This is a genomic window from Streptococcus halitosis (genome assembly GCF_023147855.1).
GTDB lineage: Bacteria > Bacillota > Bacilli > Lactobacillales > Streptococcaceae > Streptococcus > Streptococcus halitosis_B.
On the sequence record NZ_JAHXOP010000001.1, the window covers coordinates 334,107 to 359,793 of the forward strand.

The window sequence follows — 25,687 nt, forward strand, 5'->3', positions numbered from 1 at the left end:
TTATCTTTATTTACACTATATGTCAAGATATTTTACATATTTTCATGAAAAAAATGAGAACTAGAACTTACATTCTGTTCTCATTTTCGATTTTAACTTTTCTAGTTCTCCTATCCTGTTTTTAAGATCTATAAAATACTACTACCTTTACTTGCTCTCCTTTAATAAAGCCAACAACTTTTCAGCTTCAGCCATAATGGTATTGTTATCCTGAGCACCAAATAGCAGGTTATTTTTTAAGCCAGTGAGAGTTTCTTTGGCATTGGACTTGATAATGGGGTCTTGGATCTTTGCAAGTAGCTCTTCAGCCTCTCTCAACTTCGCTTCAACCTTTTCAGTCTCGACCTGAGGTTCTTCTGGTTCCTCTGGTGATTCTTCCTCCGGCTTCTCAGTTGGTTTTGGAGATTCTGGTTTCTCACTTTGAGGCTTCTCTTCGCGAGGTTTTTCTTCCTCAGGTTTGTCTGTCCGAGGTTTCTCCTCTGATGGTTTTTCCGTTTGATTGGTATCAGCTTGACCGTTTTGGTTTCTTTGAACATGGTCACTTGCATTTCCCCAACCACTATCTGAATGCGGACGTTCGTTTGGATGTTCGACATAGTACTTGACAGTCGCAAAGAGATCCTCAAGAGTATAACCCTTAGGTGCCTCATAAAGTCCTTCGTCAAACCACTCAAATTTGATGTTATGGTAATGATCATAATGAGGAATGATTAAACTACCGTTTTTAACTTCCACGGTATGTTGGAGATTGTAAGGCATACGATCAAGCGGCACCTTCTTAGCTGCTTTCACGCGGTTGTAGATAGCTTCTGCTCCTTTAGCCTCCGTATTTCCTGGATCCTGATGGTCTGTTGAAGGAGGAGTCAAACCTTTCTCTTTAGCATAAGCCTGGGCTGCCGCTCTTTCGGCTTCAGACAAACTATCTTTCTTAATCCAATGACTATGGGTCATATGCGGAGTTACATATGCATCCCCCTCATCACTGGTGATATCATGAGGATCAAAGATATAGCCATCTTCTGTTGTATACTTGCCTGCCAACTTGGCTACCTGAATCTCATCATCAGTGTAGGTAATTTGCGCATTTGGTTTTCCTAGACGTTCTGGATGACGAATCGGTGCTAGGAAGGCCAGGATATCATCCACCAACTTGATTTTATCACTTGAGGTATCATTGAGACGTTCCAACAGTTTATCCAAAGTGTCAAAATCAGCTTGGCGCCCTTTATTATCAAGTAAGTCTTGATGAACTCTTGCTAGTAAATCATAAGCCTTATTATAAAATCCTTGATCACCAGATGGGAGGTTGGTTTTCTTAGCTCCGAGCTTATGAGCTAAACTTTCTTGCTTGGCTAGCTTACTATCAATGGCTGCAGTAGTTTCAGCTGATAATTCCTTGGCAGGAATATAACGAGATGTTCCATTCTCCTCAAATACATAACCATCATCTACTTTTCGAATTGCCTGTTTGACCAATTTTTCGTCAATTGGATTGCTTGGAGATGGTTGAGGATTTGGTGCAGGTTGCGGGCTTGGACTAGGTTCCGGAGTCGGTTGTGGACTTGGTTGTTCTGGTCTTGAATCTGGCACCCTATGGTTCGAACTGTACTGTAGAGGAATAATACGAGCGATTCGTTCTTCCAATTCAGACATCTGTGAATAAGGGATGAAATGGTAATGGTTCCCATGAGGTACAGCAACTCCTCTAGCTGTTCGACTTGTAATCTGTGCTGGGTCGAAGACAAGGCCATCAGATTCTACGTGTCGTTGGCTGAGTGGCAAGGCGTAAAGTTGTTTCAGAAGGCTATCAATATCCTCATCACTCTGACTTGCTTGGTTATCGTCGCTACTGTTGTTAGCTGTGTTCGTGTTCGTATAGCTGTTGCTTTGATTGTTATAGCTGTTGCCTTGATTATTATAGGATGGAGTCCATCTATCTACATCGCTGCTAGCACTGTTGTTATTGCTACGGCGATAAGTAGGCGTATTCGATTGACCACTTCTACCAGATAGAAAGGCTTCTGCTGCAGCCAATTCGCTGGCTGATAACTCACTTTTAGGAATGTAATGATAATGGTCGCCATGAGGAACGATGTAAGCATCACCAGTATCTTCAATGATATCAGAGGCATTAAAGATGTAGCCATCATCCGTGGTGTAGCGTCCTTGTGAACGTGCCAAGGCTACCGCACCATCATTTGCTGAAGTTCCTCCTTCACGATGCTGACTATGCTCTTGTTTTTGTCGATTGATTTCTTCTTTCGTACGGACATTATCCGCATGGGCCGCATCCTTAAGGTAGACATAGTATTTCCCATCTACCTTGATGACATAACCACCCTTGATTTCACTGACAATATCCTCATCTTTTAGTGTATAGTTTGGATCCTTCATCAGCAACTCTTCACTGATGATAGCGTCGTAAGGAACCTTACCATTGTAATAATGATAGTGGTCACCGTGTGAAGTGACATATCCCTGGTCTGTAATCTTGATGACGATTTGTTCGGCATTGATGCCTTCTTTTTTGCTGACCTCATCAGGAGTCAGATTCTCTGTTTTTTGCACAGCCTGTTTTCCATCAACGTAAGACACACGGTTATTTTCTTTGACCGTTCTGGCTTGATACAGTCCCAACTCGTAAGAGCAAACACTTAAAATTAAAGCTGCCGCAGAACCAGCAAGGTATTTTTTATTAATTTTCATCGAAACTCTCTTTCTTTTTGATATTTCTAGTTGCAATTCATTTCTAAATTGCAGAAACTCCTCTCTAAAAGTTAACTGGTTAATAGTTTACTCCTAAATTTTCAACTTGTCAAGAATTTTATGAACCAGTTAATGATTTTTTTGTTTTCTACACTATCTTCTATCTGAACAGTCTGATTTGAGAATCCTATATTGAAAATCAATCACCAAATTTTTAAAACAAAAAATCCCTGCAACTGAGTTGCAAGGACCTTTCAATTAATCAAAGTCAACGTATTCTTTTTGAAGTTCAAGAACTTCTTCCATTGTTGAGCATTCTGTAAGGGCACGGTTTGCGTACTCTTCCATCTTAGCTGTGTCGAGTTTCTTCATCAAGCTACGTGTACGAAGGACAGATGTTGCTGACATAGAGAACTCATCCAAGCCCATTCCGACAAGAAGTGGAACAGCTTTTTGGTCACCAGCCATCTCACCACACATACCTGCCCATTTACCTTCAGCGTGAGCTGCTTTGATAACGTTGTTAATCAAACGTAGGATTGATGGGTTATATGGTTGGTAAAGGTATGAAACTTGCTCATTCATACGGTCTGCTGCCATTGTGTATTGGATCAAGTCGTTTGTACCAATTGAGAAGAAGTCAACTTCTTTTGCAAATTGGTCTGCAAGCATTGCTGCTGCTGGGATTTCGATCATGATACCAACTTGGATATTATCCGCAACTGCAACACCTTCAGCAAGAAGGTTTGCTTTTTCTTCGTCAAAGACTGCCTTCGCTGCACGGAATTCTTTCAAGAGCGCAACCATCGGGAACATGATACGCAATTGACCGTGTACAGACGCACGAAGAAGAGCACGGATTTGTGTGCGGAACATAGCATCTCCAGTTTCAGAAATAGAGATACGAAGGGCACGGAATCCAAGGAATGGGTTCATTTCATGAGGCATATCGAAGTAAGGAAGTTCCTTATCTCCACCGATATCCATTGTACGAACAACAACAGGCTTACCGTTCATTCCTTCAAATACAGCTTTGTATGCTTCGTACTGCTCGTCTTCTGTTGGGAAGTCTTGAGAATCCATGTACAAGAACTCTGTACGGTAAAGACCAACAGCTTCGGCACCGTTGGCATTGACACCTTCAACGTCTTTTGGAGTACCGATGTTGGCAGCCAATTCAAAGTGTTTACCATCAGCAGTTACTGTTTTAGCATCTTTCAAGAGAGCCCATTCAGCTTTTTGTTTCGCATAAGCTTCACCAGCAGCCTTGAATTCTGCCGCTTGCTCATCAGTTGGGTTGATAATCACTTCACCAGTGATACCGTTAACAGCAAGGATATCACCATCTTTAACAATTTCAGTGATGTTGTTTGTACCCAATACTGCAGCTATTTCAAGTGTACGCGCCATGATAGCTGAGTGGCTCGTACGTCCACCGATGTTGGTTACAAAAGCTTTTACAAAGTTTTTGTCCAATTGAGCTGTATCTGAAGGAGTCAAGTCATGCGCAATCACGATCACTTCTTCATTGATAGAAGCTGGGTTTGGCAATTTCTTACCAAGGAGATTTGCCAATACACGTTTCGTCACGTCGCGGATATCCGCTGCACGTTCTTGCATGTATGGGTTGTCTTCCATACCTTCAAAGATAGTGATAAACATGTCTGTCACTTCTTTCAGACCTGCTTCTGCATTCACTTTCTTCGCACGGATTGTTTCCTTAATTTGGCTGATCATTTCTGGGTCAGCAAGAACCATTAAGTGAGCGTCAAAAACTTGAGCAGCTTCTTCACCGAGCGTACCTACTGCTTTCTCACGAATAACAGAAAGCTCGTCTTGTGATGCTTTTAGAGCGGCATCAAGGCGAGCTTCTTCTGCGTTTGTATCTTCGACTGTAATAGTCTCAAATGACAAATCCGGTTGAACGAGTAGATATGCTTTTGCAACTGCAACACCGTCTGATGCTGCGATTCCTTTAAGCATTTCTGTCATTTTCCTTATGCCAATCCTTCTTTTTCCATAGTTTCAGTGATAGCAGCGATTGCGTCGTCAGCATCTGCACCTTCAGCTGAAATTGTAACGTCAGCACCTTGGCCAACACCAAGACTCATAACACCCATGATAGATTTAAGGTTTACTGATTTACCTTTGTATTCAAGAGTGATATCTGAAGCAAATTTGCTAGCTGTTTGAACCAACAATGTTGCTGGACGTGCGTGAATACCTGTTTCTGCCACTACGTGGAAATCTTTAGAAGCCATAGTTTGACTCTCCTTTAGTTATTTCTTTTTTGGATTATATGTGATAACCCTTACAAGACTGTATTATATCACCTTCTAGATAATTTTTCAAGTATTTTATGGATTTTCTTCGTTTTCCTTTCTGATAACTTGCTGAAAATCTTCTATTTATATTGCCAATATACAGTATGTAGTTTTTTTATTTTGAGAAACTTTGACAATTCAACGGAAGTCAAAATTTATGTTTCAAAAAACACTATATCTTGTGTTTTGATTTCAAAACCGTAACTTTTTAGCACAAGATTTAGTTTAAAAAGTTTGACAAAGTTTTTTTTTCTGATATACTAAGAAAGTAATCTATTTTGAAAGAGGAGTTACGAAAATGGTAACCGTTTATTCTAAAAATAACTGTGTCCAATGTAAGATGACCAAACGTTTCTTGGACAGCAACAATGTCGCTTATCGTGAGATCAATCTCGACGAGCAACCAGAGTACATCGATCAAGTTAAAGAGCTTGGTTTCAGCGCTGCTCCTGTTATCCAAACACCAACTGAAGTCTTTTCAGGTTTCCAACCAGGAAAACTGAAACAATTAGCATAATCTTAGTACATCATCCAGAAGAAACTCGCTTCTAGGGCTAACTTAGAGGCCTTTCTTTTGTAATTAGATAAGGGAAATTTTATGGGATTAAAACATCTTGAGGACGTGACTTACTTCCGTCTCAATAACGAAATCAACCGTCCTGTCAATGGACAAATCATGCTTCATAAAGATAAAGAAGCCTTGGATGCCTTCTTTAAAGAAAATGTAGTTCCAAACACTATGGTTTTTGATTCAATTACTGATAAAATCAACTACCTTATTGAACATAACTATATTGAAACTGCATTTCTCAAGAAGTACCGTCCAGAGTTTTTGGAAGAATTGCATCAATTTATCAAGGACCAAAACTTCCAATTCAAATCATTCATGGCAGCCTATAAGTTTTACAACCAGTATGCCTTGAAGACTAATGACGGTGAATATTACCTTGAAAGTATGGAAGACCGTGTCTTCTTTAATGCACTTTATTTTGCTGACGGTGATGAAACAATTGCGACTGATATTGCCAATGAAATCATCCACCAACGCTACCAACCAGCTACTCCTTCCTTCTTGAACGCAGGCCGTGCTCGTCGTGGGGAGTTGGTATCTTGTTTCTTGATTCAAGTAACTGATGATATGAACTCTATCGGACGTTCTATCAACTCTGCTCTTCAACTTTCACGTATCGGTGGTGGTGTGGGAATTTCCCTCAGTAACCTTCGTGAAGCTGGAGCTCCTATCAAAGGTTATGAAGGTGCTGCTTCTGGTGTCGTACCAGTTATGAAACTCTTCGAAGACAGCTTCTCTTACTCCAACCAACTTGGGCAACGTCAAGGTGCTGGGGTTGTCTACCTCAACGTCTTTCACCCAGATATCATCGCTTTCCTTTCCACTAAGAAAGAAAATGCCGATGAAAAAGTTCGTGTAAAGACTCTTTCACTTGGTGTTGTAGTACCCGATAAATTCTACGAATTGGCTCGTAAAAATGAAGAAATGTACCTCTTCAGCCCTTACTCCGTAGAGCTTGAGTATGGTGTGCCATTCAACTACATCGACATCACTGAAAAATACGATGAATTAGTCGCAAATCCAAATATCCGCAAGACAAAAATCAAGGCGCGTGATTTGGAAACTGAAATCTCTAAATTGCAACAAGAATCTGGTTACCCTTATGTAGTCAACATTGATACAGCCAACCGTGCTAATCCAGTAGATGGTAAGATTATCATGAGTAACTTGTGTTCTGAGATTCTTCAAGTTCAAAAACCAAGCTTGATCAACGATGCTCAAGAATTCCTTCAAATGGGAACAGACGTTTCATGTAACCTTGGATCAACCAACGTGGTCAACATGATGACTTCACCTGACTTTGGTCGTTCTATTCGCGCGATGGTTCGTGCCCTTACTTTCGTTACAGATAGTTCACACATCGTAGCTGTCCCTACTATCGACCACGGAAACAGTTTGGCTCACACCTTTGGCCTTGGTGCCATGGGACTTCATAGTTACCTTGCCCAACAACTGATTGAGTACGGATCACCTGAGTCAATTGAATTTACAAGCATCTACTTTATGCTTATGAACTACTGGACCTTGGTAGAATCAAACAATATCGCTCGCGAGCGTGGTGTAACCTTCCACAACTTTGAAAAATCAGACTATGCTAACGGTAGCTACTTCGAAAAGTATGTAACTGGCGAATTTGTTCCAAAATCAGACCGTGTTAAAGAACTCTTTAAAGATGTCTTTATCCCAAGTGCTGCTGACTGGGCTGAACTTCGTGACAAGGTTCAAGCAGATGGTCTTTATCACCAAAACCGTCTAGCTGTTGCTCCAAATGGTTCTATCAGCTACATCAACGACGTTTCTGCTTCTATCCACCCGATTACACAACGTATCGAAGAACGTCAAGAGAAGAAAATCGGTAAAATCTACTATCCAGCTGCAGGCTTGTCAACAGATACTATTCCTTACTACACTTCTGCTTACGATATGGATATGCGTAAGGTGATTGATGTTTACGCTGCTGCAACAGAGCACGTGGATCAAGGACTTTCACTCACCCTCTTCATGCGTAGTGATATTCCAAAAGGTCTTTACGAATGGAAGAAAGAAAACAAACAAACAACACGTGACTTGTCTATCCTTCGTAACTATGCCTTTAACAAGGGCATCAAGTCAATTTACTACGTCCGTACCTTTACAGACGACGGTGGAGAAGTCGGTGCTAACCAATGTGAAAGCTGTGTAATCTAGTTTTACTCTAAGCCAACTAAATTCTCTCAGACAACTGATTAAAGGATTACACTAGAATAAACTTGGACAAGCATCTAAAATACTAGGAAAAATGAAAAGTCGGTCTTCCGACTTTTTGTGCGATACTCTTCTCAGACTATGATAAAATAGAAATGATTCTATAATCGCATTATTACATACAGAAAGAGATTTCAAATGGAAACTTACTACAAAGCCATTAACTGGAATGCCATCGAAGATGTCATTGACAAATCAACTTGGGAAAAACTAACGGAGCAATTCTGGCTCGATACGCGTATCCCCTTGTCAAATGACCTAGACGACTGGAGAAAACTATCAAACAAAGAAAAAGACTTGGTTGGAAAAGTCTTTGGTGGTTTGACCCTTTTGGATACCATGCAATCTGAAACAGGGGTTCAAGCACTTCGCGCAGACATCCGTACACCGCATGAAGAAGCTGTTTTTAACAACATCCAATTTATGGAATCTGTCCACGCAAAATCTTATTCTTCTATCTTTTCGACCTTGAATACTAAGGCTGAAATCGAAGAAATCTTTGAATGGACCAACACTAACCCCTACCTTCAAAGAAAAGCGGAGATTATCAATGAAATCTATCTCAATGGTAGCTCACTTGAAAAGAAGGTTGCCAGCGTTTTCCTTGAAACTTTCCTCTTCTACTCTGGTTTCTTTACGCCCCTCTACTATCTCGGTAACAACAAACTGGCCAACGTTGCGGAAATCATCAAACTGATCATCCGTGATGAGTCTGTTCATGGAACTTATATTGGTTACAAATTCCAACTTGGTTTCAATGAATTACCTGAAGAAGAGCAAGAAAAACTCAAAGAATGGATGTACGACCTGCTCTATACCCTCTATGAGAACGAAGAGGGCTATACAGAAAGTCTCTATGACGGTGTTGGTTGGACGGAGGAAGTTAAAACCTTCCTTCGTTACAATGCCAATAAGGCTCTTATGAACCTAGGACAAGATCCACTCTTCCCAGATTCAGCAGATGATGTCAATCCTATCGTCATGAACGGTATTTCAACAGGAACTTCTAACCACGACTTCTTCTCTCAAGTCGGAAATGGTTACCTCCTTGGTGAAGTTGAAGCCATGCAAGACGAGGATTACAACTACGGTTTGGACTAATTTGACCAATCATTCAAAATATCATGGTTTGTTTAAAACAACCATGATATTTTTGTTTTTGTTTTATTTTGTTTTTGTTTTATTTTGTTTTTTCTATTTGATTGATTGAGCGTTTTATGGTAAGATAATAATAGTAGAAATCGAGGTGATAAGGATGCTAAAGCAAGAAAAACTAGATAGTATTCTAGAAGCAGTAAACACAAAAGGCACTATTACTGTAAAAGAGATTATGGAGAGTCTTGATGTGTCAGATATGACAGCTCGCCGCTATTTACAAGAACTAGCAGACAAGGATTTGCTGGTCCGTGTGCATGGTGGCGCTGAAAAACTTCGTACAGGTTCTCTCTTAAACAACGAACGCTCAAACGTTGAAAAACAAGGCTTGCAGATTGCTGAAAAACAAGAAATTAGCCGTTTTGCAGGTCATTTGATTGACGAAGGTGAAACTATTTTTATCGGGCCAGGAACAACCTTAGAATGTTTTGCTCGTGAGCTCCCTATCGATAATATTCGTGTTGTAACAAACAGCCTTCCTGTTTTTCTCATCCTAAACGAACGAAAACTAACAGATTTGATTTTGATTGGTGGAAATTATCGCTCTATCACTGGAGCTTTTGTGGGAACACTTACCCTGCAGGATTTAGCCAATCTTCAGTTTTCTAAAGCTTTTGTAAGTTGTAATGGTATTAAGGATAAGGCAATTGCTACTTTCAGTGAAGAAGAGGGCGAGGTACAACGAATCGCCTTGAACAATGCCAATAAAAAATACTTACTGGCAGACCACAGCAAGTTTAACAAGTTTGATTTTTACACTTTCTACAATATCTCAGAGATTGATACCATCGTTTCAGATTCCAAACTGAGTCAGGAAACATTTGAAGACCTGTCGAAACAAACAACCATTCTTTTATCAAAACCATAAAAATTCCCCTGCCTTTTGGCGGGGAATTTTCATATTAAGATTTAATCGATAAGTTGAAATTTCAACTATTTTTTCCTACGATACAAATTTGTTCCTATAACTAATACGATACCTTCCAATCCCAATATGAACAATATCTTTTGATCTCTCATTCCCGTTTTGGGAAGATTTTTACGTTTATCATTCTGGGTTCTACTACCTTCATCTTTTCGAACCGACTGGTTAGTAGTCACTTTTTGGGAGGAAGTTGATGGTTCTGTTTTAGACTTTGGATCCTCTGATGAAGATAATGGTGGTTCTAGCTTTCCTTCATGGCTATTATCAGTTTGAGTCTGTTCTGACGGGGTTTGGGAATTTTCAGTTGCATCGATTTTTTTCAATTTCCAATCGTCAGTTGTTCCCCAAGCTCCCGCATCTGCTGTAACTGATAGACCCACATTTACCTGAGTCTTTTCAGTAAGTTTAAACTCAACAACACTTTCTTTCCAAATAGCATAACCTTCCAAGTGTAGTTGATTCCCTTCTGAAGTTGTATCATTGAACCTCATATAAGAGAAGATTCTTTCACTACTACCTGTTTTATCCCCTTGCATTTGAATTGAGAAACGATAGGTTCCTGGTTCAAGAGTAACTGCTTGCTCTACTTGATAATCAATACTCTTATCTGACCAAAAATGAAGGGCATATTGACCCGTCTTAGGGGTATCATTCTGACGCTCAACATAGCTTTGACTGATCTTATAGGCTTCTAAGTTCTCTTCTTCAAAACTTCCGTTTTGAAGTAAATTTGTGGTGTCCTCGTCTTCTTTCTCTCTATTTTGATTATCCTTTTTCTCAGGTACTGTGCCATAACCTGTATTGACAAATTTAAATACTTTTAATGATTGAAGGGCTTTCCCATTAAAATCAAATAGTGCTTGATTATCCCATTCAGATCCTCCATAATTTGATTCATCAACGTTAGGATCATAAGAGATGGCATATGATGAAGCCCAGCCAGAACCATATTGCTCCCAAATAGGGAGATTCGAATTTCTATCAGCTTTACCGACCGGTATCCAAGCAGGTTCCCAATAGAACACTCCTAAAGCACCTGCAGATTGACTTGTAGCAATCACATCACGCAAATTATTGGCCTGGCCTTGCACAGTTGGAGGATACCCTCCATTCTTCGTTTGTTGCTCAGATTTGATCACATTCTTCTGACCATCACCATCTTCCAATGTATAAGCATAACTTGTTTCTGCGATTAAAGTTTGTTTTCCATATTTTTCTCTAATCTCTGTCAAAACTGAACTTAAGTTTTCAAGACTTCCATGCCAAAATGAATAGTAACTCGTTGCAAAAACATCATAATCAATCTGATTCTCTTTTAGCTTTTCTGCATAATACAAGATCGTTGATTTCTTTTCTGGATTGGTGAAGTGTAAGGTTATCAATATGGATTTGTCAACATCTCTGACAGCCTGCGTACCCGCTTTAAATAACTGATATCGTTCGTCACCTGCTTCTCCTGCCATGCCACTGCTAGTTGTTTCATTCCCAACTTGAACCATACCAACATCGACACCTGAAGCACGCAGTGTGTTCAAACTTTCTTTTGTAAATTGATATAAAGCTTTAGATTTTTCATCAATCGTCATATTGGCCCAAGCTTTTGGAGAGACCTGTCGACCCGGATCTGCCCAGAAATCTGAATAGTGAAAATCCACCAGAACTCTCATCCCCGCAGCAGTAGCTCTTTTCCCAATTGCAATCGCCTTAGAGAGGTCACTATTACCAGCACCGTACCCATGACCTTTGTCATCATATGGGTTATTCCAGATTCGAACACGAACATAATTGACGCCATTTTCTGCCAGAATAGTGATTAAATCTTTCTCGTTACCATTCTCATCATAATAGCGAACACCACTTTCTTCTTGAGCTATTAATGTTGAAATATCAGCTCCTTTAATAAAATCACTGGGTAAGTTTTCAACCTTTTCGACATAAAAATCATTATCTGCAAAGACATTTTTAACTGGTAAGATAAAGAGGAATGCTAACAGAAAAGTCATCGAGATGAAATTGACCAATTTAGAATTATATCTCATATCATCACCTAAACATTAATCGAAATGGGATAGCACAAATGAAATGGCTCCTTTAGGATCACGTGTTAATTTAATGTATTCAGCACCTTTTGTAGCAGCAAGTTTTATACCGAGGGCATCTGTGTCTTTCTTGATATCTTCATAGAATGAATTTACCTGTGGAGCCAGTATAATCATATCAAAGTTCTTCATGATTTCATAATGAGATCCATAAGCGCCAGCTGATGCTGAAATGGTGGCTCCTGTTTCTTTGGCTCCTTCAGTGATTGCATTTGCAAGCATAGCGCTCGTACCTGCTCCAGCACAAAGGACCAATACATTGATTGATTGATTCCCTAATTTGGTAACAACTTCTTTATTTGATACTGTTTCAGGATTAGACTGTTCTGTGCTTTCTTCGCTTGTTTTTTGTTTTTCTTCTTCAAGAAGTGAGGCATCATAAGCCTTGATAAATGGAAGATAGATAATACTATCTACGAAAATTAAGACAAATACTAAGACAATTGCGAGAACGCTTACACCAGTACCGAGGATCAATCCTATTGGAGCAGGTGTAGCCCAAGGTAGAACGTACATAAAACTATTCATTTTTAAGACATCTACAAAGAACTTGAAGATCCAAACATTTGCAATTGGTGCAAATAGAAATGGTACAAAGAAATATGGATTTAAAATAATTGGTGTGGCAAAAAGTAAAGGTTCATTAACTGCGAAACTTACTGGAATAAAGGAAGCCTTACCTACAGCTTTTAATTGTTTTGATTTTGCAAAAAGGAGGAATAAGAAGGGAACAACTAACGTTGCACCTGTACCACCCATGGTACCAACGAAATTACCCAAACCAACTGTCAAAACATTTGAAGCCTGTTCTCCTGCCTTAACCAATTGAAGGTTTGTTTCAACATTTGCATAGATAACTGCTACAATCGCTGGTTCTACGATAGATGGTCCGTGTACACCTACAAACCAGAAGAGAGCCATCGCACCCCAGATAATGGCAATTCCTAGATAACCATCAGCGGCGCTGAATAACGGTTGCATTAAACTGATTACAGCCTCCGCAAATGAATGACCAAAGAAATGGCGGATAAGCGTATCAATAATGACTGCTGCAAAAACTGCAAATGAGAATGGGAAGATATCTCGGAAGGTTTGGGATATAGTCCCTGGCACTTCTTTAGGCATCTTAATCGTAATATCTTTTAAAACACAGAATTTATACATATTTACTGTGATAAAAGCTGCTACGAATGCTGCTAGAATTCCCTTTGTCCCCATGTAACCACTAGCAAGACCCTTATCTATTTGATCAACACTTAATAGGAGAAAACTAACGATAGAAGCTAGCATCACGGATACTGCATTAATCTTTTTGTTTGCAGGCATTTTTCTATTGACAGATTCAGCTAAACAACGTGCAGTTGTGGCAGAAACTAGAAGAGCAACTACTCCCATTGAATAGTTATATATTTTCCAAAGCCAAGCTGAAACGTCTTCGGGCAATTTAACACCAAGAACATCCGGTATGGAAGCAATCAAGATAAAAATACTTGAAAATAATATCGCTGGCATAGCTGCTAGGAAACCATCACGGATAGCGCCTAGATAAATGTTACGTGAAACCTTCTCGAAAAAGGGTTTTCCTTTTTCAATTTGTTGAATGAGTTTATTCATGTTAAAACTCCCTACAATCAATGCCTAGTAGAAAGGGAGGAAAATTCTACTAAGCATTGGTTATATCCTTTCTTTTAAATTAATGATTTTTATAAAGTTCTATAAAATCCTGAATTAAATCACGAAGCAACAAGGTTGTCATCAGGTGATCCTGACCGTGGATAAAGATAAAACCAATATCCAAATCTTCACCAGCGGCTTCTTCTGCTAATAGTTTTGTCTGAGCATTATGTGCTTTCGCTAGATTCTCGTCAGCATCACGCATAGCTCGCTCTACATTGTCAAAGTTTCCAGACCTTGCTTCTTTTAATAGTTGCAACAGTGTACTGCGAGCGTCACCCGAGTATGCAACAATTTCAAATCCAAGCATTTGTAATTCATTTTTTTTCATGTTTCAGTTCCTCTATTCTACAATTTTGGTCGTACTGATGTGCTTGTACCAATAAGCCGATGCTTTAGGATACCGTTTCTGTGTTTCAAAATCGACATAAAACAGACCATAACGTTTATTGTATCCATTTGACCAAGAAAACAGATCCATCAATGACCATAAGAAGTAACCTTTAACATTAACACCTGCGCTAATTGCTTTTGAAATTGCTTGTAGATAAACTTTAAGGTATTCAATTCGAGGTTGATCCATGATGATTCCGTTATCAAATTGATCTTTATACCCCATACCATTTTCAGTGATGAAAATCTTATTGTAATGAGGATAGTCCGATTTGATTCGGAGCAATAAATCATATAGTCCTTCTGGATAAATAATCCAATCCCAGTCGGTTCTTGGAATTCCCTCTTTGTATATACGTTCTCCAATTCCTTTTACTTTATAAACAGAGGTCCCTTTATCACCAGTACCATTATGGTGAATAGCATTTTCACCTGTATAAGCCTTCACAAAGTGGCATTGATAATGATTAATTCCTAGATAATCATTCCGATGACTTGCCTTTTTCATTTCTTCAAAATCACTATCTAAGAATTCATATGTTGTCTGATTTGCTTGACAAATTTCCTCTAGTGCATCGAGAGTCTCTTTTGAGTAATAGCCTAAGTATGTAGCATCTAGCAAAAAACGAATTGAAAGGGCATCATCTAGAAATGCTGCATGTTTGTCTTCCTCACTATCACTCGCAGGATATTTCGTTTCAAGAGAATGTACTACTCCAATTTCTCCTTGATAGCCACCATCTTTAAACAAGTTAACTACTCTGGCATGTGCATACATCATATTATGCAGGCATTGAATTACTTTTGAAAGGTCATATTTAATTCCTGGTGGAAAAATACCGAGAAGGTATTGGTTTGTTGCTACTGGATAGATTTCATTGAAAGTACTCCAATGTAGAACTTCTGTAAATTCTTCAAAGCAGAACTTTGCATAATTTACAAATGCTTCAATTGTATCCCTATTTAGAAAATCGCCATTATCAAATAATACTTTTGGCGTATCAAAGTGATGGAGGGTTACAAAAGCCGTAATCTGTCTTTTTTTACATTCTGCAAATACTTTATGATAATAGTCCACACCTTCCTGATTCACTTCACCAGTACCATTTGGAAAAATACGACTCCAAGCTATAGACAAACGAAGTCCATTGACACCAAACTTTTCACACAGTTCAATATCCTTTGGATACTGATGATAAAAATCACTAGCGGGATCTGGACTAAAGCGGCCCTGTTCTGACAAAAATTCATCCCAGGCCACCGGACCCTTTCCTCCTTCTTGTGTTGCTCCTTCAACTTGATAGGCGGCTGTAGCCCCACCAAAAATAAAATCTTCTGGTAATTTGTACATGTTTTTCTCCTTATTTTAACAAGCGTTGAATATGTAAAACGAGATATACACGCTCACTTCTCGATAAATCAATGTTTAGTTCTCTTTCAATCACCTGGTGAATTCTCTGTCCAATCTGATAGGCCTTAGGATAATCCAACTTAACATGCTCTTCCAATGGTATTAACGGAGTCATATCTTGTTTATCATTCTGAAGACGATTTACTAGATAGGACAAATGAATCATCAAGCGATCATATAAATTACTATTTTCAGTATTTCTTTCAATATGAAATTTTGATAGTTCATTTTCAACTATGCTTAAAACTCTCTTTGCAACATTCTCGGTTAACTCTTCTGATAATTCATACTCACCTTTTGCATTGATATAATGCAAGGCAATCCTAGCAATTTCATCTTCAGGAAACACAATCGATAATTTCTTATTTAAAATTTTAATTGTATCTCGAGCCATTGAAAATTCTGTGACATATTCATTTGAAATGTCAGGAAGATGACTTTTTTGATATGAACCACTTAATAATTTTTTATAGACGGAGTATAGGTGGTCAGTCAAAGTAACGTAGAGATATTCTTGGATGGGAAAGTGATACTTTTCGACGACTTCATCAATCGTACTATAGCCTATCGTTAGTATATCTAGTGGAATATCTCTTAAGAGAGTCTGAAAGTTTTCTCTGGACTCTTCTGTCTTCATCCGAAAGATCTTCTCTACTTGGTTTTCAGAAATTAAATCCCCCTTCTTCTTTCCAAATGTAATCCCCTTACCAATCACAATCACTTCTTCTCCTTTGTCATTTCTGACAAGCGAGACATTGTGATTCATTGGATTTAGAATTCGATACATGGCAACCTCCTTTTGTATCTTAAAGGTATATGAGTACAAAAAATGACCACAAATGAGGTTAGAAAATCTACTATTTTCTAATTCATCTGTGATCATGCCTAATATTACTTAGTAACACTCACTACTATTAATTTATGGTTTAATTATACCACTAAGACAAAAGATTGTAAACACTTTCAATCAAAAAAATTCCATTTTTAGACGAAAATGATCAAACAGTCTAATTAAAATCTTACACACGTTCAGTCCATGAAGTCGCTGTAGTTTTGAGAACTTTGTTGAGTTCGTCAATGTTCTCAAATCCAGTTGTGCGTAGCCATTCACGAGCTGCTGCTTCACCGTCTTTGATGTAGGCTTCAACTGATCCAGCCCATGTTGCACGTCCACAAAGAACACCATTGAAGTTTGCGCCTGATTCGTGGGCAAAGACAAGCGTTTCTTGGAAGAGTTTAGCTGACACACCTGCACTCAAGTAGATGTATGGCAAATTAGTTGCTTCATCTTGTGCTTTGAAGAAGGCTGCTGCTTCTTCACGAGTATGCACGATTTCACCATCGCCAAAGCCTTCAACGTATTTGACGTTGACTGGAACTTCTACTTTCAAGACATCGATGTTAAAGCGTGGGTCTGAGAAGACTTTCATGGCACCAATAACCTTGTGTGGTTTCACTTTTGCGTATTCTGCAGAGCCAGCATCAGCGATTTTTTCATCGTAAGCCAAGATTTCAAGGAAGAATGGGATATCTTCAGCCACACATTCAGAACCAATGCGTTCAATGTAGGCTTGTTTTTGTTGGTTGAGTTCGTCAGAACTGTCTACATCGTAGTAAAGCAAGAATTTGACTGCATCCGCACCTTGTTCTTTAATGCGTTTAGCAGACCAAATATCCAAGCAGTCTGGTAAGCGTTTAGTGCTTGTTGTGTCGTAGCCAGTTTTCTCATAAGCAAGGAGAAGACCAGCATTTGGATCAAGCGCTTTTGTAGCTGGAAGACCATACTCAGGGTCGAGAAGCATAGATGATGCGTATTTGGTCAATTCATCTGCAACCAATACTTTGAGTTCTTCCATTTGAGCAACTGTTGGCTCTTCCGTTTGGTATTGAGCCATGAGGCGTTTCAAAGCACCACGTTGGTCAAAGGCAAGAGCTGAGATGATACCATTTTCATCAGAAAGTTTCTCTAAGCGTGCACGTTTTTGTTCTGTTAAAGCCATTTTATACCTCTTTTACTATTAATTGATCATATAGAGCTTGATAGTTGGCCATATTGACATGACCTGTCATCTTTTCTTGAGCATTGAGCATACCAAGGACATTGGCCTTGATGAGGAGTTCTGCATCCGATTCCTTATGAAGAAGACCTGATGAAATACCTGCAACAGTAGAATCTCCAGATCCGACAGGATTGACTACCTGAATTCTTGGAATATCTACCTTGTAGAAAGTATCACCATGTTTTGCAAAAGCACCATTTGCACCAAGTGAAACGATAATCCACTCAATCCCTGCAAATAGAGGCTCTTGAAGAACTTCTTTTAATTCATTCAAATCCTCAGAAACTTCTTTTCCAAGAAGCTGAGACAATTCTTCGTTATTTGGTTTGATTACTGTTGGTTTGTGTGGTGATTCAAGGACCGCCTGAAGGGCAGCACCTGAGCAATCCAGAACAACTGGTTTCTCTGCTTTATTAGCAAGTTCTACCAATCTCGCATAATAATCAACTGGAAGGCCAGCTGGAAGACTACCTGAAATAGCTACTACTTCTACAGTGTCAAGAAGATTCTCGAAATGAGCCAAGAAATCTTGCCCTTCTTGTTCCAGAACTTCAGGCCCTTTCTCAAGAATTTCTGTTTGGTTGTCACCATGTAGAATGGCGATACAGTTACGAGTCTCTCCTTGAATCGAGAAGAAACGTTTCGTTACTTTATCATCGATATGCCCTACTAAAAACTCACCAAATTTGCCACCGACCAAACCAGTAGCAACAACAGAATCACCAAATTCTGAAAGAACTCGTGTAACATTGAGCCCTTTACCACCAGCTGTCTTGGTCACGTCCACCACACGGTTGACAGTATCAATTTTCAATTCATCCAAAGGATAAGAAATATCAATGGATGGATTCATTGTGACTGTTAAAATCATGCGTCACCTCTTAGTCGTGGTATTCACCGCGATCCCATTTTTCAAGGAATTCTGTAAAGAAGTTTGCATCTGCTTGATGAGCATTGTGAGTTTCAACGTGCTCAATTTTCGCAATCAATTTTTTGTTTTCTTCTGATGGTTTGTATTCAGCATTGATGAAAGCTTCAATGATATCACACATGAGCAATTCACCAGTGATTTTACCACCAAAACCAATAACATTGGCGTTCAATTGTTCTTTTGCATAAAGAGCTGTTGTCATATCACGAACCAAGGCAGAACGAACTCCTGGAACTTTATTTACAGCGTTGTTGATACCAACACCAGTACCACAGATACATACCCCAAGATCAGCTTGACCGCTAGTTACAGCTTCACCAACTTTTTTACCAAAGATTGGGTAGTGAGTACGTGTGTGGTCATAGGTACCAAAGTCGATGACTTCATATCCTTTTGATTTCAAAAATTCTGAAACCGCCATTTTTTCATCTGTTACGATGTGGTCACATCCAATTGCAATTCTCATTTTTAACTTACCTTTCTTACTGTAATCTAATTAACACATTTTGTTCAACATATCAACACGAATTTGGTGACGACCACCGTCGTATTTACCGTTAACAAAACCTTTAGCAATATTTTTAGCCAATTCATCACCAACAAGTTGTGCACCCATAGTGATCATACGTGAGTTGTTGTGGCCACGAGTCATGTATGCTGAGCGTTCATCTGATACTTCTGCGGCAACCATTCCTTTGATTTTTGTTGCGACCATGAATGGACCAGCACCATAAGCATCAATCACGATACCAAGATTTTGTTCTTCTTTGTTTACTTCTGCAGCAACAGCAAGAGTCACATCAACAAAGTCTTGACCTTCAGCTGTAACATCCACAACGTGGAAGTTTTCTTTTTCCAAGAAGTCTTTCACAACTTCTTTCAATCTCAAACCTGCAGCATCTGCACCGATAACAATAGACATATTGTATACTCCTTTTTATTTTTCTAGGCTAGTAAAGACTTTTATAGTTAGCAGTTTACCTACAAAAGACTTTCTAGCAGTTTAGTGATAAATTTGATTGAATGAGATGAATATCACCTTATCCAAGTCCAGGAAATCAAGTTCCTAGAAACAAACTTTCTCCTCGAAAGAGAATATAACAAGTGATTATTTGTTTGTTGCAAACATCATTTGTTGCTTACAAACATAATATACTCCTATTTTTATAAAAAGTCAACAGTAAATGTTTGTTTTTGTGGTTTTTTATCTAAAATATTTCAATATCAAAGCCAATTTGGTCTACTTGACCGGGTTCCAAGAGACAAACGTTTTTCTTATCTTCTAAATGATCTCCTTCTTCAAGAGATGTTGACAAGCCAGACCATGGTTCAAAAGCAATGAATGGTCCCTTATTCAAAGTTGACCAAATGATAAGATTTGAGAACTCTTGGAAGTGTACTTTTAATCCCTTCTCATGCTTACGAGAACGAAGGGCAATTGTTCTGGATTGCAACTCATCCAAAGTCACTGCATCTGTGCTAAACAAATCATAGCTAATGTCTAATTCTTTTTGCCCATCCAACCATGGACTTCTATCTTGGAAGTCTAACATGCCTGTTTCTGGGAAAGGACGTGGAACAGAGCAAGTCTCTTCTTTCTCAAACTCTAAATAGTAATCTTCATAAGTTTCGCCATCTAGAAGAGGACAATTAAATCCTGGATGTCCTCCTATAAAGAATGGCATTACTTTATTGGTTTCTTTATTGAAAATCTTGTATTGAGTACGAACTGTCTTGCCAGTAACCTTATAAGTGATTTCAAGGCGGAAATGATAAGGATAGTTCTGATAAGTATTCTCATCATCTTCGATAGCAAAGGTTACGCTGTTTTCTGTTTGATCAACTAATTCAAATTCTTTTTTGCGAACCAAACCATGTCGAGGAATAGTTCCTTTCGTCTCAGGTCCATCTGCGTGACTGTAGAAGGCTGTATCCTCTCTTAAAGAACCACAGATTGGAAAAAGTACAGGAGCTTGCCCACTCCAATAGGTGGAATCTCCTTGCCACAAGTACTCAACGCCATCTCGATCCTTGATTGACGACAAGGCACCACCAAAAGTTTTAAATTGGACCGTCAATTGCTCTGATTTTATTTCAATTACCATTATTTTCTCCGATTTCTTGATAGTTTATAAAAAACTAGGCTGTCACTCCCCATTAGGAAACTGACAACCTAGTTTTCACAATTTACATTTTATAGGAGCGAATTATTTAGCATTTGCTGCGTATTCTTCATTACGTTTAATCATTTGTTTTCTATACCAAGCAAAGATACCTACATAGAATACAAGGAAGACTACTGCACCAAGGATTGCTTTGATATCACCTGTTGTGGCATTACCAATTGCCCAACCAAGAAGTTTTTCGATTGGTCCTTCAAGAGTTGAGTGAGTAATCAATTGAGTTTGACTCACACCTTCTGGGAAGGCACCCACACCTTTAGCAAGTTCAGTTGCAAATGGTGCAATAAGTGTACCTGAAAGAAGGAAGAGTGGCAACAAGAGAGTTCCAAAGATGATCATACGGAGCAATTTACCACGAGTAACTACCAAGAGAGCTGGAGTTACACCCATTGCGATGATACCTGCAAGTGGCAAGATACCATTTCCGACTTTAGAAAGAAGTACAGCTTCTACTAGCATGATTGGAGCAAGTACGTTGGCACAAGCCCAGATTTCAGCACGACCAGCGATGAAAGGCCAGTCAAGACCGATGTTAAATTTACGTCCTTGGAGACGTTTAGTAGCAACGTTTGTAATACCTTGTGAAAGTGGTTCTACGGCTGCAATGAACCAAGATCCGATAAGTGAGAAGAGCTCCAAGGAGACACCAGCTGTTAAACCAAGGCTCAACCAACCTTTAATAACAAGTTCCCAAGATGCTGCTTCTTCTACTCCAGCAACTGGATGTGGAGTTCCCATCAAACCGATAACGATACCAAGGATGAAACCGATGAAGAATTTAGATCCCCAGAAACCGATTTTTTTGTTCAATTTAGCAGCGTCAAAGTCGTATTTATCAAGACCAGGCAATACTTTATCAAAAATCTTATCCAAAACCATGATAACTGGGTTCATCATGTAGTTCATGTGAGTTGAAGTCATTGGAGATGAACTTGGTGCGTTAAGAAGGTCGTCGAATGTTGGTTTCATCAAGTCAGAGTTGATGATTTTCAAAATACCTACAAGGACAACTGCTGCAGTTGCGATGAAAAGTGAAACCCCTTGGCTAACTCCATTGTTGTCTGCGTACCATTTGATCAAAAGACCAGTGATTGACAAGTGCCAGATATCGAAGATATCAACGTCAAGTGTGTCTGTTTTCTTCATTGCAAGCATCACAACGTTGACAATCAACATCACAAGCAAGAAGTAAAGTGTCCAGGCAGAACCCCAAGTGATGGTAGCAAGTGGTGCCCAACCAACGTCAGTGATGTTCAATTGAATACCAGTGTTTTCAACGAATTTCGCAAGTGATGCTGAGAAAGCTCCGTTGAGCATACCGATGATGGCACCGATACCTGTAAGTGCGATGGCAAGTTTAATACCACCTTCAAGCGCTTTGGAGAATTTCACTCCAAAAAGTAGGGCCAATACTGTCAAAATGATCAGCATGATGATAGGGCCACCCATAGCCAAGATAGGTTTGAAGATATCGTTGGCCAGATTGATAATGACATCCATAATAGTTCCTCCCGTTTTTCTAAGTTATATGAATGTTAACAAGATAAAGAATGAATTAGCTTAGTCCATGTTCTTTGATAGCTGCTTCAATATTGTCAAATACTGGAGCACTCATCGCTGGAATACGGAACAAGATTGGTCCAGCTTCAATTACTGGAATTCCTGGTTCAAAACCAAGGTCAGTTGCAGCGATTGGAGTAAAGATATCGTAGCCCTTGATAAGGTCTTCGTTTACATCTTTCACCATGACGGCATCACAGTGAACGTCATAGCCACGATTTGAGAGTTCTTCTTCTAGAGCACTTTTAATTTGGTGACTTGAGTTAACACCTGCACCGCAGGCAGCAAGAATTTTAATCATTTGGATTTCCTCCGATTTTATATTTTAATAGACAAGATTAAGCTGTTGCTTCAGCAATGTAAGCATAAAGTTTTTCTGGTTCAGAAATTTTTGATAAATCTTCTAGATGATCCTTCCCTGTAAAGAAATCCATCAACTGAGCCAGAATATTCGTTTGACTTGAACTTGAGTTGTTAATGATAAAGAAGAGCAGTGAAACTTCAACCTCTCTATCAGGAGCAATCATGTTGTGAAAAGTTACTGGTTTTTCTAATCGAACAACCACTACTTTCTCAGCTAGATTATGAACAATATCTGTATGAGGAATAGCCACATTTGGTAAATCTTTCCCCAAAAATTCCATATCTAAACCAGTTGGAAATGACTTCTCACGCGCGATCAAGGCTTCACGATAAGTTGGAGTAACGATTTCTCGTTCTTCCAATAAGGTTGCCACCTGATTAAAAAGTTGTTCTTGATTATCCGCTTCTAAGCAAAACACCAGGTTTTTGTCAAAGAAATGATCTAATCCCATAACCTTTTCCCTTCTTTCAATTATCTTTTATGGTATAAGTATAACACTATATGAAATCGTTGTCAATATTTTTTGTTTCATTTTGTTCATTTTTTTGTAATTTTTGTTTTGTTTCAAGAATATAATCAATATCAAACATTTCTGTTTTAAAATCTACAAAAAAGAAGGCTCAAGCCTTCTTCTCTTTCCTTACTCAATAGTAGATAAAATCTCTTCTAACTTATGGTAATCTTTTACACTATCAATTTCATAAATGCTATTGCCTTCTAATTCTTCGACATAGACATCCAATTCTTTGATATTATCCTTAACCATGTTGTCCCAGTAGAGATCCACAAATTCTCCACTTTCGTAAGCTTTGTCAATAAAGCCAACAATCTTCTCTGCAGTTGGAGCATCCCAGAAAGATACACCACTCAAAATACGGCCTGCCTTACTGTCAACAATGATATCTTGAACCTTATAGTCATCACCATAAACTAGGAACCATTCGTTTGTACAGTCTTCACGATAAACGCTAAAATAGGTAGAACGTTTAAGATCGTTTCGAAACATATTCTTGAAGAGATAGTTATCCGCATCAATGACATAGCTGTTAGCCAAATCTTCTTTTACTAGATAAAGTGAGTAAAAGTTATTGTAATCAGCATACTTGTCGTTAAAGACTAAACGGACACCATATTTTTCTTTTAGGTAGTCAAATTGTTCTTTGAGGTAACCGACAACGATGATAATCTCATCAATTCCTCTCTCTTTCAAAAACTCGATTTGGTATTCTACCAAAGGTTTTTGATTAACCTTAACCAAAGCTTTTGGGGTATTTTCAGTCATAGGGCGCAGACGAGTTCCTAATCCCGCTGCCAAAATAATCGCTTTCACACGAATCTCCTTTATTCTTTAATAATAATATAAACACCAGCCATAACAATAAGTGAAGTGATGATTGTCAGCATATCTAGCGGTGCACCCAAGAAAATAACTGCAAATAAGACAGTCCAAACTACATAGCTCACATTCAAACCTGTCGCTTTCGCAGGTTGCAAACGATTAATGGCGATATAATAAGCTAAGTAGGAAATCATATTAAAGGCCGCAAAGACAAGCAAGAGGCCTAGTAACTGCCCATCTGCCACTTCTGCAAATGAATGGTGAGAAAAGAGCACAATCACAAGATAGGACAAGAATGAGGTTACTTGTCGGATTAACAAGGCTTCAATTTCACTTAAATCACTTTCCATAGCATAGGAGCTGAGAACACTTTCACTCCCCCAGGCAATGGCACAGATAAGGGCACAAAGAATCCCAATGTAAAACGAGTTAACTTGTTCAACCTTGTAGGTTTGAGCAATGATCGCTGCAATAATCAAGAAAACACCGAATACTGTATTCTTTGAAACCTTGTGTTTCAAAATGAAGAAGGCGAGTAAAACTGAAACTGCTGGGTAAATAGCTGATACAGATGAAGCTAGTGAACTACCGATATATTTAACCGCATAAAGATTGGCCTGCATACCTATTGGTCCTGCTAGTAAAGCTCCGATAATTACACTTACATTTCGAATATTTAAGAAAATCGAAAGACGAACTTTTCTTTCTTTTACCAAAAGAAAAGCTAACAAGATAAAGATACTCAAGAAATCATGAGCGGCAGCCACAACAAAAGGCGAAAGATTTGTAAAAATTGAAAAGATATAAGCACTAATTGTTAGACCTAATCCCCAGAAGATACCAGAGAGCAGACCAAAGGAAACACCATTTTTATTCTTCATCCTAACCTCTATAATAAGTCAAACCTTCGACAGCTCTTTGGTAACGATTGACACCGTAATCTCCAAAATCAGCCCCTTGAGCTTCTTTGTACACTGTCCACAAACTCCAGATAGTATCTTGCAAGATTTTATAGATACGAATCTTCTCACGTGATACAGGCGTTTTGTCACTTTCATAGTAGGAAAGGAAATCATCTTCCTCTTGCTTTGTAAATTCAGACTCTAAGAAAAGAGCTGCCAAATCCCACATCGGGTCATTCATAGAAGAGTATTCCCAGTCAATCAAATACAAACGACCTTGTGGTGACTCGATAAAGTTTTCTGGTACCAAATCGATATGACAGGATTTTCTATCAACACCCAAATCAGCCAATCTCTTTTCTAGTGAAAATACATCTTTTCTTACAGCTTCATAGTTTTCATAAGGGATAGGTCCCTCAATCAAGGATTCATATTTGCTGATTTCCTCAAAAGGAGCAAATTCTCCTCTTAATTCTTTCCCTGAAGCGTGGATGGTTTGTAAAATTGGTGCAATCTTTTCAAACTTGGACTTGATGGATGTTGAATCAAGAGTTACTGCTGATTCGATGTACTCATTTACTTTGATCCCTGACTCAATATCAAAGAGGTAGTTTTTGACATCTAAATCTAAATCCTCTAAAAGTTCAAGATTGTACTTTTCATTTTGACGATTGATGAGTTTTTCAGTCCCTTTACCAAAAAATTTCACAATATACTGTTTGTTGGTTGTTTTAACCAAATAGTTTTGGTTGGTCATACCTCCCAGCTGTTCAACACTGAGTACTTCCTCTTCATCAGATAGTAAAGAAGAAATTTTTTCTTTGATGAGTTTCTCCACAATTAACC

General features: G+C 38.8%; 23 protein-coding genes and 1 pseudogene. 4 read left to right on the forward strand and 20 right to left on the reverse strand.

Going from position 1 to position 25,687, the window contains the following annotated elements:
* Positions 1–147: 147 nt before the first annotated feature.
* The 3 genes from KZX55_RS01655 to KZX55_RS01665 all read right to left on the reverse strand — a co-directional run bounded on the left by KZX55_RS01655 (position 148) and on the right by KZX55_RS01665 (position 4,967).
* The gene (locus KZX55_RS01655; RefSeq protein WP_248023188.1) at positions 148–2,706 is read right to left on the reverse strand and encodes a pneumococcal-type histidine triad protein; all 2,559 of its coding nucleotides are present in this window, start codon (positions 2,704–2,706) and stop codon (positions 148–150) included.
* Between the two features lie 258 nt (positions 2,707–2,964).
* On the reverse strand, positions 2,965–4,698 hold the full coding sequence (gene ptsP / locus KZX55_RS01660) for a phosphoenolpyruvate--protein phosphotransferase (protein ID WP_248023189.1): 1,734 nt from the start codon (positions 4,696–4,698) through the stop codon (positions 2,965–2,967).
* A 5-nt stretch (positions 4,699–4,703) separates the two neighbouring features.
* On the reverse strand, positions 4,704–4,967 hold the full coding sequence (locus KZX55_RS01665) for a phosphocarrier protein HPr (RefSeq protein WP_000146948.1): 264 nt from the start codon (positions 4,965–4,967) through the stop codon (positions 4,704–4,706).
* Between the two features lie 361 nt (positions 4,968–5,328).
* Between KZX55_RS01665 and nrdH the strand changes: the two genes are divergently transcribed.
* From nrdH to KZX55_RS01685, 4 genes are all read left to right on the forward strand, one after another.
* Entirely contained in the window at positions 5,329–5,547 is a 219-nt protein-coding gene (gene nrdH / locus KZX55_RS01670) for a glutaredoxin-like protein NrdH (RefSeq protein ID WP_000259240.1), read from the forward strand.
* Positions 5,548–5,628: 81 nt separating this feature from the next.
* Positions 5,629–7,788, forward strand: a complete 2,160-nt coding sequence (gene nrdE, locus KZX55_RS01675; protein ID WP_248023192.1) for a class 1b ribonucleoside-diphosphate reductase subunit alpha — start codon at positions 5,629–5,631, stop codon at positions 7,786–7,788.
* 195 nt (positions 7,789–7,983) lie between these two features.
* A complete protein-coding gene (nrdF, locus tag KZX55_RS01680; RefSeq protein WP_248023206.1) occupies positions 7,984–8,946 on the forward strand; it encodes a class 1b ribonucleoside-diphosphate reductase subunit beta in 963 nt (320 codons plus the stop codon).
* Positions 8,947–9,100: 154 nt separating this feature from the next.
* Positions 9,101–9,868, forward strand: coding sequence for a DeoR/GlpR family DNA-binding transcription regulator (locus KZX55_RS01685; RefSeq protein ID WP_042902319.1), 768 nt, complete (start codon positions 9,101–9,103; stop codon positions 9,866–9,868).
* 65 nt (positions 9,869–9,933) lie between these two features.
* Here the strand turns inward: KZX55_RS01685 and KZX55_RS01690 are convergent, their stop codons facing one another.
* The 17 genes and pseudogenes from KZX55_RS01690 to KZX55_RS01765 form a co-directional block, all read right to left on the reverse strand.
* On the reverse strand, positions 9,934–11,964 hold the full coding sequence (locus KZX55_RS01690; protein ID WP_248023214.1) for a glycoside hydrolase family 53 protein: 2,031 nt from the start codon (positions 11,962–11,964) through the stop codon (positions 9,934–9,936).
* A 15-nt stretch (positions 11,965–11,979) separates the two neighbouring features.
* A complete protein-coding gene (locus KZX55_RS09205; protein WP_432654198.1) occupies positions 11,980–12,552 on the reverse strand; it encodes a lactose/cellobiose PTS transporter subunit IIB in 573 nt (190 codons plus the stop codon).
* Between the two features lie 105 nt (positions 12,553–12,657).
* Positions 12,658–13,638 (reverse strand): annotated as a pseudogene (locus KZX55_RS09210) (PTS transporter subunit EIIC); the annotation flags it as partial.
* 79 nt (positions 13,639–13,717) lie between these two features.
* Positions 13,718–14,029 carry a PTS lactose/cellobiose transporter subunit IIA gene (locus tag KZX55_RS01700; protein ID WP_000739188.1) on the reverse strand — a complete coding sequence of 104 codons (312 nt, stop codon included), beginning with the start codon at positions 14,027–14,029 and terminating at the stop codon, positions 13,718–13,720.
* A gap of 12 nt (positions 14,030–14,041) precedes the next feature.
* On the reverse strand, positions 14,042–15,442 hold the full coding sequence (lacG, locus tag KZX55_RS01705) for a 6-phospho-beta-galactosidase (protein ID WP_007519754.1): 1,401 nt from the start codon (positions 15,440–15,442) through the stop codon (positions 14,042–14,044).
* Between the two features lie 10 nt (positions 15,443–15,452).
* Positions 15,453–16,289 carry a PRD domain-containing protein gene (locus KZX55_RS01710; protein WP_000285744.1) on the reverse strand — a complete coding sequence of 279 codons (837 nt, stop codon included), beginning with the start codon at positions 16,287–16,289 and terminating at the stop codon, positions 15,453–15,455.
* Positions 16,290–16,521: 232 nt separating this feature from the next.
* Positions 16,522–17,502, reverse strand: coding sequence for a tagatose-bisphosphate aldolase (gene lacD / locus KZX55_RS01715; RefSeq protein WP_045617053.1), 981 nt, complete (start codon positions 17,500–17,502; stop codon positions 16,522–16,524).
* Between the two features lies 1 nt (position 17,503).
* Positions 17,504–18,433, reverse strand: coding sequence for a tagatose-6-phosphate kinase (locus KZX55_RS01720; RefSeq protein ID WP_045617051.1), 930 nt, complete (start codon positions 18,431–18,433; stop codon positions 17,504–17,506).
* 10 nt (positions 18,434–18,443) lie between these two features.
* Entirely contained in the window at positions 18,444–18,959 is a 516-nt protein-coding gene (gene lacB / locus KZX55_RS01725; protein WP_001216921.1) for a galactose-6-phosphate isomerase subunit LacB, read from the reverse strand.
* Positions 18,960–18,989: 30 nt separating this feature from the next.
* Complete coding sequence (gene lacA / locus KZX55_RS01730; RefSeq protein ID WP_000029277.1) at positions 18,990–19,415, reverse strand: galactose-6-phosphate isomerase subunit LacA; 426 nt, start codon at positions 19,413–19,415, stop codon at positions 18,990–18,992.
* Between the two features lie 286 nt (positions 19,416–19,701).
* Complete coding sequence (locus KZX55_RS01735) at positions 19,702–20,598, reverse strand: aldose 1-epimerase family protein (RefSeq protein WP_248023220.1); 897 nt, start codon at positions 20,596–20,598, stop codon at positions 19,702–19,704.
* A gap of 102 nt (positions 20,599–20,700) precedes the next feature.
* Positions 20,701–22,176, reverse strand: a complete 1,476-nt coding sequence (locus KZX55_RS01740; protein ID WP_000382525.1) for a PTS galactitol transporter subunit IIC — start codon at positions 22,174–22,176, stop codon at positions 20,701–20,703.
* Positions 22,177–22,231: 55 nt separating this feature from the next.
* Entirely contained in the window at positions 22,232–22,537 is a 306-nt protein-coding gene (locus KZX55_RS01745) for a PTS sugar transporter subunit IIB (RefSeq protein WP_000590551.1), read from the reverse strand.
* Between the two features lie 37 nt (positions 22,538–22,574).
* Complete coding sequence (locus tag KZX55_RS01750) at positions 22,575–23,051, reverse strand: PTS sugar transporter subunit IIA (protein WP_000521983.1); 477 nt, start codon at positions 23,049–23,051, stop codon at positions 22,575–22,577.
* Between the two features lie 189 nt (positions 23,052–23,240).
* Positions 23,241–23,930, reverse strand: coding sequence for a sugar phosphate nucleotidyltransferase (locus tag KZX55_RS01755; protein WP_000643950.1), 690 nt, complete (start codon positions 23,928–23,930; stop codon positions 23,241–23,243).
* 11 nt (positions 23,931–23,941) lie between these two features.
* Complete coding sequence (locus KZX55_RS01760) at positions 23,942–24,820, reverse strand: DMT family transporter (RefSeq protein WP_000791843.1); 879 nt, start codon at positions 24,818–24,820, stop codon at positions 23,942–23,944.
* A gap of 1 nt (position 24,821) precedes the next feature.
* Positions 24,822–25,679 carry a phosphotransferase gene (locus KZX55_RS01765; RefSeq protein WP_248023229.1) on the reverse strand — a complete coding sequence of 286 codons (858 nt, stop codon included), beginning with the start codon at positions 25,677–25,679 and terminating at the stop codon, positions 24,822–24,824.
* Positions 25,680–25,687: the final 8 nt, after the last annotated feature.

What these genes read in the sequence shown, in the direction of transcription:
- KZX55_RS01750 (WP_000521983.1), bottom strand. Translation starts at nt 23,051, where the DNA reads ATGGGATTAGATCATTTCTTTGACAAAAACCTGGTGTTTTGCTTAGAA.
- KZX55_RS01700 (WP_000739188.1), bottom strand. Translation starts at nt 14,029, where the DNA reads ATGAAAAAAAATGAATTACAAATGCTTGGATTTGAAATTGTTGCATAC.
- lacB (WP_001216921.1), bottom strand. Translation starts at nt 18,959, where the DNA reads ATGAGAATTGCAATTGGATGTGACCACATCGTAACAGATGAAAAAATG.
- KZX55_RS01655 (WP_248023188.1), bottom strand. Translation starts at nt 2,706, where the DNA reads ATGAAAATTAATAAAAAATACCTTGCTGGTTCTGCGGCAGCTTTAATT.
- nrdH (WP_000259240.1), top strand. Translation starts at nt 5,329, where the DNA reads ATGGTAACCGTTTATTCTAAAAATAACTGTGTCCAATGTAAGATGACC.
- KZX55_RS01710 (WP_000285744.1), bottom strand. Translation starts at nt 16,289, where the DNA reads ATGTATCGAATTCTAAATCCAATGAATCACAATGTCTCGCTTGTCAGA.
- nrdF (WP_248023206.1), top strand. Translation starts at nt 7,984, where the DNA reads ATGGAAACTTACTACAAAGCCATTAACTGGAATGCCATCGAAGATGTC.
- KZX55_RS01745 (WP_000590551.1), bottom strand. Translation starts at nt 22,537, where the DNA reads ATGATTAAAATTCTTGCTGCCTGCGGTGCAGGTGTTAACTCAAGTCAC.
- KZX55_RS01720 (WP_045617051.1), bottom strand. Translation starts at nt 18,433, where the DNA reads ATGATTTTAACAGTCACAATGAATCCATCCATTGATATTTCTTATCCT.
- KZX55_RS09205 (WP_432654198.1), bottom strand. Translation starts at nt 12,552, where the DNA reads ATGAATAGTTTTATGTACGTTCTACCTTGGGCTACACCTGCTCCAATA.
- KZX55_RS01685 (WP_042902319.1), top strand. Translation starts at nt 9,101, where the DNA reads ATGCTAAAGCAAGAAAAACTAGATAGTATTCTAGAAGCAGTAAACACA.
- KZX55_RS01735 (WP_248023220.1), bottom strand. Translation starts at nt 20,598, where the DNA reads ATGGTAATTGAAATAAAATCAGAGCAATTGACGGTCCAATTTAAAACT.
- nrdE (WP_248023192.1), top strand. Translation starts at nt 5,629, where the DNA reads ATGGGATTAAAACATCTTGAGGACGTGACTTACTTCCGTCTCAATAAC.
- KZX55_RS01690 (WP_248023214.1), bottom strand. Translation starts at nt 11,964, where the DNA reads ATGAGATATAATTCTAAATTGGTCAATTTCATCTCGATGACTTTTCTG.
- lacA (WP_000029277.1), bottom strand. Translation starts at nt 19,415, where the DNA reads ATGTCTATTGTTATCGGTGCAGATGCTGCAGGTTTGAGATTGAAAGAA.
- KZX55_RS01740 (WP_000382525.1), bottom strand. Translation starts at nt 22,176, where the DNA reads ATGGATGTCATTATCAATCTGGCCAACGATATCTTCAAACCTATCTTG.
- lacG (WP_007519754.1), bottom strand. Translation starts at nt 15,442, where the DNA reads ATGTACAAATTACCAGAAGATTTTATTTTTGGTGGGGCTACAGCCGCC.
- lacD (WP_045617053.1), bottom strand. Translation starts at nt 17,502, where the DNA reads ATGGCTTTAACAGAACAAAAACGTGCACGCTTAGAGAAACTTTCTGAT.
- KZX55_RS01665 (WP_000146948.1), bottom strand. Translation starts at nt 4,967, where the DNA reads ATGGCTTCTAAAGATTTCCACGTAGTGGCAGAAACAGGTATTCACGCA.
- KZX55_RS01760 (WP_000791843.1), bottom strand. Translation starts at nt 24,820, where the DNA reads ATGAAGAATAAAAATGGTGTTTCCTTTGGTCTGCTCTCTGGTATCTTC.
- ptsP (WP_248023189.1), bottom strand. Translation starts at nt 4,698, where the DNA reads ATGACAGAAATGCTTAAAGGAATCGCAGCATCAGACGGTGTTGCAGTT.